The following is a 13,269-nucleotide window of genomic DNA, read 5'->3' as shown; positions in this document are numbered from 1 at the left end:
CTCAGGACTCCCTGGCAAAGGGCGCGCGGGCGGAAACCCGCACCTGTGGGGTGAATTCGAGGTCACGCGTAAACGGCCAGGTCGGGGTCAGCATTCGCCGGCGGGCCACCCGTTCAATATCCTGATCGACCACCCCTTCCGAGAGCGCCATCAGGTTCGGATTGGCCAGCGGCGCCAGTTCCGGCGATAAATAGCCGGATTTGACCACCAGAATTTTCACCAGCCGCGGGTCTAACCCCAGCGCGCTAAAGTCAGCAATGTCGTGATACGGACGACGACGGTCAGCCACCACCACGGTAATACCGCCGGTCTGCAAAATCGCCTGATTGGCCGGGCGCTGCGGGCCTGCCGCCAGCAAACCTGTCACGGTAAAACGCGCGCTCGCGCTGACGCCCGCCGGATCGAGGTTAGCGCCGAGTGTTAGCTGTAGTTCAGCGCCAATACCGGCTTCAAAGGCCGCACGCGTCGCCGGCGCGTCGGTAATGCCGGCAACCAGAGTATTTTGCGCCTGTTGGCGTAGCAGCTCGGCGAGCACATCGCTGCGATCGCCGACGCCGCCGCCGGTTGGATTATCGCCAGAATCCGCCAGGATCACCGGGCCCGTGGCGCTGGCGATAGCCTGAGCGACGCATTCGGCGACGCTGCCCGTCCGGCAGCCGAAAACAAAATCTTCCCGCGCGTCCCAATAGGCCTGAGCCAGTTTTGCGGCCTGTTGCTCCAGTACCGCGCGATCGGTGCCGGTAAAAATGGCCGCGGCGGTGGCGCGCGGTTCATCGGCCCACACGTAGCCGACCATTAATGAGCTATCGAGTACGCCGTCTATCTGGTCGCTGTGCGGCAGCATGGCGTAGAGGCTTTTCGCCGGTTCATCTTCTGTACTGGTTCGCTCGCCAGGGAGTAATACCGGGATGGGGGCCCACACTATGCCCGGGCGCACGCCGCTTTGCAGACTATTCACCAGCATACTGACCGAACGGCGCATGGTCTCTTCGATATCGATATGCGGCGCGGTGCGATAGGTTGAGTAGATGTCGATGGCGTCGATGATGCGCTGGGTCACGTTACCGTGTAGATCGTAGCTGACGGCAATCGGGCAGTCATCGCCAACGCAGGCGCGGGCGGCGGCGATCCAGTCTCCTTCGGCATCTTCCATACCTTCAACGAACATTGCGCCGTGCATCGCCAGGTACAGGCCGTCGATCGGCAGTTGCGCCTGTAGACGGCTTAAGAATTCGGCTTTGAACTGTTCATAGGTCTCTCGCGCCACCGGGCCGCCGGGAATCGCCCTGGTGTGCAGCGTCGGCAGAAACGTCGCCGGATAATCACGTAAAAACTGAAAGTGGGGCGCCTCCAGCAGGGCATCGCCCTTGACGGTGCGAAACTCCGCTTCATGAGTCAGTACTGGGTTAAACGTGCTGCATTCAATATGTATTCCGCCAACGGCAATGCGCATAGGGACCTCGAAATTAGGCTGGGAAAAGAACGTGAGTCAGCGCGACGCTCGCCGCGGCGAGCGCCCAACTGTCCTGCGTCAGCGGGCGATAGATAAGCGGTGTGTTTCCCGCCATCCCCGGCAGCAGGTTGGTTTCTATAGCTTGTTGCATCACGGTATTCAGTAAACCGTTAAAGCTTTCCGGCTGATGGGCAAGCATGATCGCCGCCGGATCGTGGGTCTGGATCTGATGTGAAATAGCCAACCCTAAGGCGTCACCGGCCCGATGCAAGATCTGGATGGCGGCTGTGTGGCCCTTGCGCGCCATGGCCTCCAGTTCATCCAGTTGGTCGGTGTTGATACCGGCCATGCGCGCCTGTTCAAAGATAGCGGTGAGAGACGCAATGGTGTCGAGACAGCCACGTTTCCCGCAGCGACAAGGCGTGCCTGCAGGCACAATGGTGCAATGGGCTATTTCGCCTGCGCCGCCGTGGGCGCCGCGCCAGATTCGGTCATAGATGACCGCCGCGCTGCCGATGCCGCTGCCGTGGGAAATCACCACTGCGCTCTCCAGCTTGCGCAGATGACCAAACGTTTTCTCCCAGTTCGCCAGTGCCCGGGTGTCGTTTTCAATAAATACCGGGATCCCGCCGGTCGCGTGGCTTAACAATTCAGCTAGCGGCACCTGATGCCAGCCCAGCAGCGCCGACTGTACGCAGACCGCTTGCGCGGCGTCCACAAAGGCAGACAGGGCAAAACCGATGCCGACCAGCCGTTGGCGCTCGATGAGCGTATCGTTTAATAAACTGCGGATTTCACCCGCCAGTTGCTGGATTACTTCGGGGATTTCAAGCTGTGGCGTGAGCAGGCTCTCGGCGATTTTCTCGCCGCTGGCATTCATCAGCACCAACACAAGCTGGTTATCGATCAGCGAGATGCCGATGGCGTAAGCGGCGTCCGGCGCCAGCGAGAGGGTGACCGAAGGGCGTCCCTGGCCGCCGGAAGCGGCCATATCGCTCTCCTGTAGCAGACCATCAGCCAGCATCTCTTTCACCAGCGCGCCAATGGCCGCTTTACTCATACCCGTCAGGCGGGCGAGGTCAGCGCGGCTGGCGCCTTCCTCGCTACTGACCAAATGAATCAATTGTTGGTGGAGTTTGTTCAGCATAGTTACTCAGCCATAACGCTTTTTTCTGAACATAATCGCGGGCTGGCGCTTTAGCAACCACTTTATTTTCAAAAATAACTAAACCATCACATATAAGTTAAATTTATTACCTAATTAAGCGTTATTCATGGCTAATATCACATTTATGGGACTCTGTTTTAGGTAAAAAGAAAACCTAATCGCAACATAAAAGTCACAACTGGCGACATAACAGACAGGTAGGGGTTAACGGATGAAGGCAATTATGAATAAATATCGACTTGCCATTCTGGCAGGCTTACTGGCGGCTGGTGGGGCGACGGCGCTGCAGGCGGCGACGCTGAACGTGATGCAAAACGAACCTCCGCGTAGCATGGACCCGGGCGATCAAACCGCGACCTTTACCGATACTGTATTAAAACCAATGTATGAAGGACTGGTAGACTTATCGCCGGATTTCAAGATAGCGCCCGCGTTGGCCACCGCCTGGAAGGTGAGCGATGACGGTAAAGTCTGGACGTTTACCCTGCGTAAGAACGTCACTTTTCATGATGGCTCGCCGTTTAATGCCGATGCGGTGGTCGCCAATATCGAACGACATATCGACCCAAAAGGCGGCCTGGCAGCCAGTTCGCGGATGCGCAACGTTATCGCTTCCGTGAAGAAGATCGATGATAACAACGTCGAGATTACGCTGAAAAAGGTCTATCCCTCTTTCCTCAATCTGTTGACCGGCGGCTCGGCGAAGATGGTGAGCCCGGCGGCGGCGAAAGCCGGCACCATTGGCCGTAAAGCGGACGGTACCGGCCCGTACATGCTGCAGGAGTATAAAACCGGTGAATATGTGCTGGAGAAGAAAAACCCGAAATACTGGGGCGAGAATCACGGCCCGGATGAGATTAAGTGGACCTGGAGCGCGGAGCCGTCGGTGATGAACATGGCGCTGCTTTCCGGCCAGGTCGATGTGATTAACCCGGTACCGCCACAGTTTGGTCGGCAGTTGAAAAGCAACCCGCAGGTGAAGCTGGAGCAGGGGCAGGGGGCGTCGGTATTCTGGGTGGCGCTCAACGTTGAGCAAAAACCGCTGAACGATGTCCGCGTGCGTCAGGCCCTGAACCTGGCGACCGACAAAGAAGCGCTGCTGAAGGCGGTGATGTTTGGCTTTGCTTCTGCCGCCAACTCGCCGCTGGCGCCGGTGAACGAAGGATATGATAAAACCCTCAACGACTATCCGTGGGATCTCGATAAAGCGAAAGCGTTATTAAAAGAGGCCGGTTACCCGCAGGGCTTTGAGATGAACATCGCCGTGCAGGGACCGGATGCGCGTACCGCGCAAATCCTGCAGGCGATGTGGGGCAAAGTCGGCGTGAAGCTCAATATCCAGCAGATGGAGAGCGGCGTCTGGAGCAAAGCGGCGTTTGCGCCGGCGGCGGAAAAGTTGGCCAACCGTACCGATGCGGTGCTGGCCTCCTGGTCGTCCGGCCTTAATGGGTCTGATTTGCAGCTGCGCCCGCTGTACTACTCACAGAGCGCCGCGCCGGCCGGGGCTAACCTTGGCTTCTACCGCAACCCTCAGGTGGATGAGCTGTTAGACAAAGCGGCGACTACCATGGATGACAACGCGCGTATCGCTGAATATGTGGCGGCGCAAAAGGCCATTATGCACGACGCACCGCATGTGATGCTCTACTTCCAGGACGATCTGTACGCCACCCGCGCCACCATTAAAGGCGTGCGGATGGAGCCGGGCGGCGAAATTATCGTTACCGAAGCGCAAAAGCCATAACGTCGAGGTCAGGGTGGAGTTGTTATGAAAGCTTATGTGATTAAAAAACTGCTTTCTTTGCCGCTGATCCTACTGGGGGCATCGCTGATTGTCTTTCTGGCGATCAGAATGCTCCCCGGTGACCCGGCCCGCCTGATGGCCGGGCCGCAGGCCACCCAGGATGATGTCAGCCGTATGCATACGCGCCTCGGTCTGGACGATCCGCTGGCGGTGCAGTATGGCCATTTCGTTAGCGGAATGCTGAAGGGGGATTTTGGCACTTCGCTGAAGTCCGGTCAGCCGGTCTCCGCCGAAATGAGCGAACGGGTTCCTTATACTTTAGGCCTGGCGCTGCTGGCGTGGATGATGGCGGTGATCCTCGGTATTCCCATGGGGATGTGTGCGGCGATTTACCGCAATCATGTTGCCGACCATGTGCTGATGCTGGTGGCGATTGCCGGCGCGTCGATAGCCAATTTCTGGCTGGCGCTGATCGCCATGGATACCTTTTCGGTGAAGCTGGGCTGGCTACCGCTACTGGGCGCCGAAGGCTGGAAAAGCTATATCCTGCCGTCGGTTTGCCTGGGGATTTTCCCGATGGCGGTGATGTCGCGGATGACCCGCTCCAGTATGGTTGATGTGTTAGGCGAGGATTACATCCGCACCGCGAGGGCCAAAGGGCTGGCGCCGTTTCAGGTCTATTTCAAGCATGCGCTGCGCAATGCGCTGATCCCCATCGTGACGATTATCGCACTGAACTTCGGCAGCCTGATCGGCGGCGCGGTGGTGACCGAGTCGGTGTTTAACTGGCCTGGGATAGGCCGCTATCTGGTGGATTCGGTACGCTATCGCGATTATCCCGTTATTCAGGGAGTGACGATGATTACGGTGGCAAGCGTGGTGGTGATGAACCTGGTTGGCGAGATGATTATCGCCAGAATCAACCCGAAAATAAGGTTTGACTGATATGTCGGAAATTTCACTCGCCAAATCGCGCAGCGGTGTGCTCAGCGGCCTGCGCTGGGGGATGGAGCATCCCTCTCTGACCCTCGGCGGCATCATCGTCGCCTTAATCGTGGTATGTGCCCTCTTCGCGCCGTGGTTAAGCCACTACGATCCCTATGCGCAGGACCTGCTGAATATTCTCTCCGCGCCGTCGGCCGACCACTGGCTGGGCACCGATGACTATGGCCGCGATATCTTTTCCCGCACCATTTACGGCGCCAGGATCTCGCTGATTGAAGTGGTGGTCAGCGTGGCGCTGTCGCTACTGATGGGGCTGCCTCTGGGCATTATCGCCGCCCTGTGCGGTAAAAGTGTCGACCACCTGATTATGTGGGTGATGGATGTCATTTTCGCTTTTCCCGGTATCGTGCTGGCTATCCTGCTGGTCAGCGTCCTCGGCGCAGGGTTGATGAATATGCTGCTGGCGATCGCTATCTTCTCGGTGCCGGTTTACGCGCGCCTCAGCCGTAACCTGACGTTGGGCATCAAGAATATGGAGTACATGGAAGCGGCACGGGCACTGGGAATTGGCTATCGCCGACAGATAATCCACTACATCCTGCGAAATACCCTGGGGCCGATTACCGTGCAGGCGACATTGACCGGCGGCTCGGTGATCCTCGCCGCGGCTTCGCTCTCCTTCCTCGGCATGGGCGTGCAACCGCCGATGCCGGAGTGGGGGACAATGATGAGCGATGGGCGTAACTTTCTGGGTATCAGCCTGGGGATTTCGCTGTGGCCGGGGCTGGCTATTGTCTTTTCGGTATTAGGCTTCAACCTTCTGGGCGATGGCCTGCGTGATTTAATGGATTCGCGCCTATGAGTAACAGCGTGCTGTGTCTGGATATTGGCGGCTCCTTTATTAAAAGCGCGGTTTCTCCGGCGCCTGGGCAACTTGTTATGCCGCGCCAGCGGGCGATGCCGCTAAGCTCCTGGCCCGCCTTCGTCTACGCTGTGCAGGAGATTATCGCGCAATATGGCGATGCGATTAGCGAACAGAGTCCACTGGCGCTCTCCTGCGCCGGAGTGGTGGATGTTGCCAACGATCGTATTCTGTCGAGCAACATTCCGCCGTTCGCCGGTATTGATATTACCCGTTCGCTGCAGGCTGAGCTCGGGCGCCCGGTGGCGATGGCTAATGATGCTGACTGTTTTACCTTAGCTGAGGCGCGTTTCGGCGCGGCAAAAGATCTGCCGGTGGTGTTGGGCGTGATCCTCGGCAGCGGGATCGGCGGGGGGATTGCCATCAACGGCAACATTCTCTACGGCAATCAGGGGATCGGCGCCGAGTGGGGGCACGGACCCATTACGCGCACTCAGCTGCGGGGAATTGAGTTGCCGCGGCTGGCCTGCGGCTGCGGACAGCAGGGCTGCCTCGATACGCTCGGCGGTGCAAAAGGGATGCAGCGGCTGCATCAACTGCTCAGCGGTCAGGCGTTAAGCAGTGTCGAGATCGTGAAGCAGGGTATGGCCGGAGAAGAGACAGCGGCGTTGACCCTTGAAGTATGGCTTGAGCTGGTGAGCGAACCGTTGGCTCATGCGGTAAATATCCTCGGGCCGCATAAAATCGTCGCTGGCGGCGGGCTGGCGGGCGAAACGACGCTGCTGGCGCGCCTTGATACAGCATTGCGGGCAAAGATTCTGCTGAAGAGCGCTGAGCCACTACTGGTCGCCGGGCAATTTAGTCGCGAAGGGGGATTATTGGGAGCATCGGTGCTGGGCTGGGAAAAATTTTAGCCAGAAATGTGGCGAATTTGACGGAAGCTTCTAGGATTAGAGCCTATCCCAGTAGGCGTAATTGGCACAGCCAGTTTGAACACGGACAGCGCGCAGAAACCGGAGCGTACACGTAGTACGTGAGGATTTCGAGCACTGCCCTGGTTCAAAATGGCAAGTAAAATAGCCCTAATGGGATAGGCTCTTAGTCTGCTTATAAAAATGGAGTAATAACCATGTGCACTAATTTACACGATAACGCCCGCCGCTATGCGGAAGAGAAAAAATGAACGCTTGCTACTAATCCTGTCCTGTGCCCGCCCAGACGACGGCAAAGGTTAATACAGTGGATTAGCCGACGACTGATACGAACGAATAAGAACCCGCCAATGGCGGGTTCTCCCTTTCTGGCGGCCTGAACAACTTTTGTGCTGTAGTGCCATTAGCGTCATTAAAAACGGTGCGCTGTCTACTTGTTAGGCGATTGCGACGATTGCGGGAGGCGAAATGCAGCCGAATAGCGTACCTTATGGATTATTCACGCTTTTTACAGACATGCATTAATGGAGGTTCAGTGGACGCGATTAAGGGCTCGGAGCTGAAAGTGCCGGACGCCATCTTTGCATGGGTGCTCGACGGGCAGGGCGGCGTAAAGCCGCTGGCTGATGACGATATTATCGATAAGAGCAGTCCCTGCTGGCTACATCTCAATTATACCCATACCGACAGCGCCGACTGGTTAGCCGCCACGCCGTTGTTACCGAATAATGTTCGCGACGCGCTGGCCGGTGAAAGCACGCGCCCGCGGGTGACGCGTATCGGCGATGGCGCGCTGATTACCTTGCGTTGTATCAACGGCAGCACCGATGAACGCCCCGATCAACTGGTGGCGATGCGACTGTATATGGACGAGCGGCTAATCGTTTCCACCCGTCAGCGTAAGGTGCTGGCGCTGGATGATGTGCTGGGGGATCTGCAGGAAGGCAACGGGCCGACGGATTGCGGCAGCTGGCTGGTGGAAATTTGTGATGCGTTGACCGATCACGCCAGCGAGTTTATTGAACAGCTGCACGACCGGATTATCGACCTTGAAGATGACCTCCTTGATCAGCAGGTGCCGCCGCGCGGTTTTCTGGCGCTACTGCGAAAGCAGCTTATCGTCATGCGCCGCTATATGGCTCCGCAGCGCGATGTCTACGCCCGTCTTGCCAGTGAGCGTCTGCCGTGGATGAGTGACGATCACCGTCGGCGGATGCAGGATATTGCCGACCGTCTTGGCCGCGGTCTTGACGAGATTGACAGCTGCATTGCCCGCACGGCAATCATGAGCGATGAAATCGCGCAGATCATGCAGGAGTCGCTGTCGCGGCGGACTTACACGATGTCATTGATGGCGATGGTTTTTTTGCCCAGCACTTTCCTGACCGGTCTGTTTGGCGTCAACCTTGGCGGTATTCCTGGCAACAGCTGGCATCTTGGCTTTTCGATATTTTGCGTAATGTTAGTTGTTCTAATCGGTGGTGTTACCTGGTGGTTACATCGTAGTAAATGGTTGTAAGAAATTGTCTTTTCAGGTGATTTTGCCGCTGAAACTCCGGCAATATTTGAGCGAAATCAATAAACCATCTACCCATTCAGGGCAATATCTCTCTCGCAGGTGAATGCAACGTCAAGCGATGGGCGTTGCGCTCCATATTGTCTTACTTCCTTTTTTGAATTACTGCATAGCACAATTGATTCGTACGACGCCGACTTCATTGAGTCGGCTTTTTTTTTGCCCTCTGCCAGCTAACTTCTACGCTTAAAGAATAGTCCTGTAAAGAGAGGGGATAAAATATGCGTAACATGGCGCTGTCCTTACAGTCGATACCCATCGGCCCTGAGCCCAATGACCCGGTGCCGGTGCCCGATCCGCGGCCTCGCCCGCACCCGCTTCCCGACCCACCGCCGGACGATGACCCGATTAAATTGTCGCATCAAGAGCGGAGATCTGCGAGGATACGCGCCTGCAGATTGTCCGCCCTTTAATGCGAGAAAACATTGTGACCGCTTTTTCAACACTGAACCTTTTGCCCGAAGCTCAACTGAACAACCTTAACGAACTGGGATATCACGCAATGACGCCGGTGCAGGCTGCCGCATTGCCTGCGATCCTGGGCGGAAAGGATGTGCGCGTACAGGCGAAAACCGGCAGCGGTAAAACGGCGGCCTTTGGTCTGGGATTGCTACAGCACGTTGACGCCGGTCTGTTCCAGACCCAATCACTGGTGCTGTGCCCGACCCGCGAACTGGCGGATCAGGTTGCCGGCGAGCTGCGTCGTCTGGCGCGTTTTCTGCCTAACATTAAAATTTTAACGCTCTGCGGCGGGCAACCGTTCGGCGCGCAGCGCGATTCTTTGCAGCATGCGCCGCATATTATCGTCGCGACGCCTGGCCGCCTGCTTGACCACCTGCAGAAGGGGACCGTATCGCTGGACGCGTTGCAGACGCTGGTTATGGATGAAGCCGATCGTATGCTCGATATGGGCTTCAGCGATGCTATCGATGAAGTGATTCGTTATGCGCCAGCTTCGCGCCAGACCTTACTGTTCTCCGCGACCTGGCCGGAAGCTATCGCCGCAATTAGCGGCCGGGTGCAGCGGGATCCGCAGACGATTGAAATCGATAGCGTTGATGCGCTGCCGTCTATTGAACAGCAGTTCTTCGACGTTTCGCAAAGCGGTAAAATCAAGCTGCTGCAAAAATTGCTCAGCCAGCATCAGCCGGCTTCCTGCGTGGTATTTTGTAATACTAAACGCGATTGTCAGGCGGTATGCGATGCATTGAACGCTGCCGGTCAGAGCGCGCTGTCGCTGCATGGCGACCTGGAGCAGCGTGACCGCGATCAGACGTTGGTGCGTTTTGCCAACGGTAGTGCGCGCGTACTGGTGGCGACCGATGTCGCGGCGCGCGGCCTGGATATCAAATCGCTGGAGCTGGTGGTTAACTTTGAACTGGCGTGGGATCCTGAAGTTCACGTTCACCGTATCGGGCGTACCGCGCGTGCAGGCGAAAGCGGCCTGGCGATTAGTTTCTGCGCGCCGGAAGAGGCGCAGCGCGCTAACATTCTTGCCGAAATGCTGCAGATCAAACTCAACTGGGTTAACGCGCCGGCGGGTAATCATATTGCGCCGCTGCAGGCGGAAATGGCGACCCTGTGTATTGATGGCGGCAAAAAGGCGAAAATGCGTCCGGGCGATGTGCTGGGGGCGTTAACTGGCGATATGGGGTTTGATGGCGCGGATATCGGTAAGATCAATGTTCATCCCGCGCATGTTTATGTCGCTATCCGTCAGGGCGTGGCGCAGAAGGCGTATAAGCAGCTGCTAAACGGCAAGATCAAAGGCAAGTCCTGCCGCGTACGTTTGCTGAAGTAAGGGTGGCAAGTGACGGTCTCCGGCGCTTGCCGGAGACGTGTTGCCTGTTATTTTACTTCAACCACATTCAGACGCAGTTCATCTAACTGAGCGTCTTCTTCTTCCGGCTGCCAGCCCGCAGGCTGCAGCGGGATCTCTTCGCGGTCAAAGGCCAGATCGCCGCCGTCAACCACCGCAGAACCGTGTGTGATGGATTTAAAATCAAACAGATTGACGTCGCTCAGGTGCGACGGCACCACGTTCTGCATTGCGCTAAACATGGTTTCGATACGGCCAGGATAGCGTTTATCCCAATCGCGCAGCATATCGGCGATCACCTGACGCTGCAGGTTAGGCTGGGAGCCGCACAGGTTACAAGGAATAATCGGGAAGCCTTTGGCCTGCGAGAAGCGTTCGATATCTTTTTCGCGGCAGTAGGCTAGCGGGCGGATAACGATATGTTTGCCGTCATCGCTCATCAGCTTCGGCGGCATACCTTTCATTTTGCCGCCGTAGAACATGTTGAGGAACAGCGTCTGCAGGATATCGTCGCGGTGATGACCGAGCGCGATTTTGGTCGCGCCCAGTTCGGTCGCCGTACGGTAGAGAATGCCGCGACGCAGACGAGAACACAGTGAGCAAGTGGTTTTGCCTTCCGGGATTTTCTCTTTAACGATGCCGTAAGTGTTCTCTTCGACAATCTTATACTCAACGCCCAGCTGTTCCAGATACGCTGGCAGAATGTGCTCCGGGAAGCCCGGCTGTTTCTGATCGAGGTTAACGGCCACCAGCGAGAAAGAAATAGGTGCGCTTTTTTGCAGGCTGCGCAGAATTTCCAGCATGGTATAGCTGTCTTTACCGCCGGAAAGACAGACCATAATACGGTCGCCATCTTCAATCATGTTGAAGTCGGCGATCGCCTCACCGACATTGCGACGCAGTCGTTTCTGCAGTTTGTCGATGTTGTATTTTTCTTTCTTTGTAACTTGCTGATTATCTTGCATTATTAACGTTCTCTGAAACTAAAGGGGCATATAGGGGACAATATGATTTAAAGCCCAAGCCGGGAATTCAGCATTGAAAGCTGGTCGCCGTTCATCTCTTCAATCCATGTACTGTAAACTTCGTACACCATCTGTGCGTTTTCATGCCCCATCTGAATGGCTATAAAAGACGGGTTTACGCCAGCCGACAGCAGCCAGCAAGCGAAAGTATGCCGCGTATGGTACGGATTCTTGCGCCGAATGCCAGCGCGTTTTACTGCTGCCTCCCAACGGCTTCCTCTGCGGCTGTGTGAGTAGTACGGTTTTTGCTCGCCATTTGAAAAGCCCGCAGTTAAGCGGGCTCGCGGGGAATCAGGCGACTTTCTTATCAGCTTTGCTGGCGATAAATTTCGAGGCAGGAACAATGCGGCTAAACTCTTCCTGCGCGCGGGTGTCATTCTCCACCTCCCACAAATCTACAGCAGCCTGAAGGTTAAGCCAGAAATCAACGGTGGTATTGAAGGCTTTAGACAGGCGAAATGCCATGTCAGTAGTTAGTTTGCGGTTGTTGTTAACTAATGCACTTACACTATTACGATGCACATGTATCATTTCCGCAAGTTCGTTGATTTTTAAATCTAGCGGCTCCAGGTATTCAAACTGCAGGATGTCACCTACGGTAGTTGGTTTTCTGGTTGCCTGTTTCATAGTATTCCTTGAGGTTTTGAGTTTCAAAAGGCGCCAGCTGCAACTGGCACCCTTATTTAGTACTTGTGAGGATCCAGGTAAAGGTCTTCCGCTTTTCCATCCACCCACTTAAATATTAAGCGGTACTGCTGGTTAATTCTAATTGACGAATAACCTTCCAATTTGCCGTTTAGCTCTTCATATCTATTACCAGGTGGCGAGCGTAAATCCAGATAGGTAACGGCGGCATTGATGATATCGAGTTTGCGAGCTAGCGTGGTATGTATGTCTGGAGGAATTTTTTTATGTGGTGCCGAGTGCAAAAAAAACTCTTCCAACCATACATCACGAAAGCTACCTATGTGATTCTGCATTCCATTTAAACCTCCCTGATCCTTTATGTGGTCATTTTACTGCACTCATGCACAGTGCGCAAGTGCATTAAAATCTTGTTCAGATTACAGGTTGAAAAGTAGATCTCTTATTGTGAGGGAGCGTTTGCTGGTGGGGTTGTAGGTATTCTTGCAAAAAAACCATGCACCTCCGACATACGGAATATGTCCCTTGAGAAGGTCGAGTGCGTAAAGCCCGCCGGGCGGCGGGCTTGGGATTACCTGACGACCAGCACCGAGCACTCGGCATGGCGCACCACCGCCGCGGCGTTAGAGCCGAGCAGATAGGTAGTAATGTCCGGGCGATGCGAGGCGATAATGACCAGGTCGGCGGGCAACGATTTAGCCAGCGCCAGAATCTTATCTTTTGGCGAGCCCTCGGCAACGTGGAAATGCATTCTGTCTTCCGGAATGGCGAAGCCTTTGGCTAATTCGCGCAGTTGCGCTTCCGATTCAGCGCGTAGTTCATCCATAGCCGGCAGTTCAGCGGTATAGGCCATGCCCAGGGAGGCGTAGTAGGGTAGCGAAGGGATAACGGTCAGGAAATGCACCTGCGCGTCATCGACGCGAGCTTCGGATTCAACGTGGCGGATCACACGTTGCGTAAATTCTTTATCAGAAATATCGATGGGTACCAGAATCATTCTACTCATAAAACCTCCTGTTTTAATAACCACCAAAACAGTATGCCATCAGGATTGAGGTTCTACTACAGCGTGAATCACAAATTGCTACGGGAACCGGCAT

Annotated in this window: 13 protein-coding genes and 1 pseudogene; 7 read left to right on the top strand and 7 right to left on the bottom strand. The window is 55.7% G+C overall.

The window, feature by feature from the left end:
• Nucleotide 1: 1 nt before the first annotated feature.
• Entirely contained in the window at nucleotides 2-1,453 is a 1,452-nt protein-coding gene (locus AC2CGP_RS03190; protein ID WP_320886480.1) for a M81 family metallopeptidase, read from the bottom strand.
• A gap of 13 nt (nucleotides 1,454-1,466) precedes the next feature.
• Nucleotides 1,467-2,600: an ROK family transcriptional regulator gene (locus tag AC2CGP_RS03185; protein WP_045366288.1), complete on the bottom strand. Its 1,134-nt coding sequence runs from the start codon at nucleotides 2,598-2,600 to the stop codon at nucleotides 1,467-1,469.
• A 232-nt stretch (nucleotides 2,601-2,832) separates the two neighbouring features.
• Between AC2CGP_RS03185 and AC2CGP_RS03180 the strand changes: the two genes are divergently transcribed.
• From AC2CGP_RS03180 to dbpA, 7 genes are all read left to right on the top strand, one after another.
• Complete coding sequence (locus tag AC2CGP_RS03180; protein WP_020078627.1) at nucleotides 2,833-4,365, top strand: ABC transporter substrate-binding protein; 1,533 nt, start codon at nucleotides 2,833-2,835, stop codon at nucleotides 4,363-4,365.
• A 24-nt stretch (nucleotides 4,366-4,389) separates the two neighbouring features.
• Complete coding sequence (locus tag AC2CGP_RS03175; protein WP_015366310.1) at nucleotides 4,390-5,310, top strand: ABC transporter permease; 921 nt, start codon at nucleotides 4,390-4,392, stop codon at nucleotides 5,308-5,310.
• A 1-nt stretch (nucleotide 5,311) separates the two neighbouring features.
• Nucleotides 5,312-6,172: an ABC transporter permease gene (locus AC2CGP_RS03170; RefSeq protein WP_015366311.1), complete on the top strand. Its 861-nt coding sequence runs from the start codon at nucleotides 5,312-5,314 to the stop codon at nucleotides 6,170-6,172.
• Nucleotides 6,169-7,086 carry an ROK family protein gene (locus AC2CGP_RS03165; protein WP_484502249.1) on the top strand — a complete coding sequence of 306 codons (918 nt, stop codon included), beginning with the start codon at nucleotides 6,169-6,171 and terminating at the stop codon, nucleotides 7,084-7,086. The genes AC2CGP_RS03170 and AC2CGP_RS03165 overlap by 4 nt, the downstream gene beginning before the upstream one ends.
• Nucleotides 7,087-7,639: 553 nt before the next feature.
• Entirely contained in the window at nucleotides 7,640-8,623 is a 984-nt protein-coding gene (gene zntB / locus AC2CGP_RS03160) for a zinc transporter ZntB (protein WP_015366313.1), read from the top strand.
• 287 nt (nucleotides 8,624-8,910) lie between these two features.
• Nucleotides 8,911-9,093 carry a proline-rich small protein YnaL gene (ynaL, locus tag AC2CGP_RS03155; protein ID WP_071596126.1) on the top strand — a complete coding sequence of 61 codons (183 nt, stop codon included), beginning with the start codon at nucleotides 8,911-8,913 and terminating at the stop codon, nucleotides 9,091-9,093.
• Nucleotides 9,094-9,107: 14 nt separating this feature from the next.
• Nucleotides 9,108-10,481, top strand: coding sequence for an ATP-dependent RNA helicase DbpA (gene dbpA / locus AC2CGP_RS03150; RefSeq protein ID WP_213759324.1), 1,374 nt, complete (start codon nucleotides 9,108-9,110; stop codon nucleotides 10,479-10,481).
• Nucleotides 10,482-10,528: 47 nt separating this feature from the next.
• Here dbpA and ttcA read toward each other — a convergent pair whose 3' ends face one another.
• The 5 genes and pseudogenes from ttcA to uspF form a co-directional block, all read right to left on the bottom strand.
• Complete coding sequence (gene ttcA, locus AC2CGP_RS03145; protein ID WP_032711785.1) at nucleotides 10,529-11,464, bottom strand: tRNA 2-thiocytidine(32) synthetase TtcA; 936 nt, start codon at nucleotides 11,462-11,464, stop codon at nucleotides 10,529-10,531.
• Between the two features lie 47 nt (nucleotides 11,465-11,511).
• Nucleotides 11,512-11,781, bottom strand: a pseudogene (locus tag AC2CGP_RS03140) (tyrosine-type recombinase/integrase); the annotation flags it as partial.
• A gap of 34 nt (nucleotides 11,782-11,815) precedes the next feature.
• Nucleotides 11,816-12,151 carry a HigA family addiction module antitoxin gene (locus AC2CGP_RS03135; RefSeq protein ID WP_032711784.1) on the bottom strand — a complete coding sequence of 112 codons (336 nt, stop codon included), beginning with the start codon at nucleotides 12,149-12,151 and terminating at the stop codon, nucleotides 11,816-11,818.
• 56 nt (nucleotides 12,152-12,207) lie between these two features.
• Nucleotides 12,208-12,504 carry a type II toxin-antitoxin system RelE/ParE family toxin gene (locus AC2CGP_RS03130; RefSeq protein WP_042894575.1) on the bottom strand — a complete coding sequence of 99 codons (297 nt, stop codon included), beginning with the start codon at nucleotides 12,502-12,504 and terminating at the stop codon, nucleotides 12,208-12,210.
• A gap of 236 nt (nucleotides 12,505-12,740) precedes the next feature.
• Nucleotides 12,741-13,175 (bottom strand): universal stress protein UspF, encoded by a 435-nt coding sequence (uspF, locus tag AC2CGP_RS03125; RefSeq protein WP_015366316.1) that lies wholly within the window; start codon nucleotides 13,173-13,175, stop codon nucleotides 12,741-12,743.
• Nucleotides 13,176-13,269: the final 94 nt, after the last annotated feature.

Source organism: Klebsiella sp. SYXHC3, from assembly GCF_057196925.1.
The sequence above is the reverse complement of the archived record's forward strand: the minus strand, read 5'-3'. Positions and strand labels throughout refer to the sequence as shown.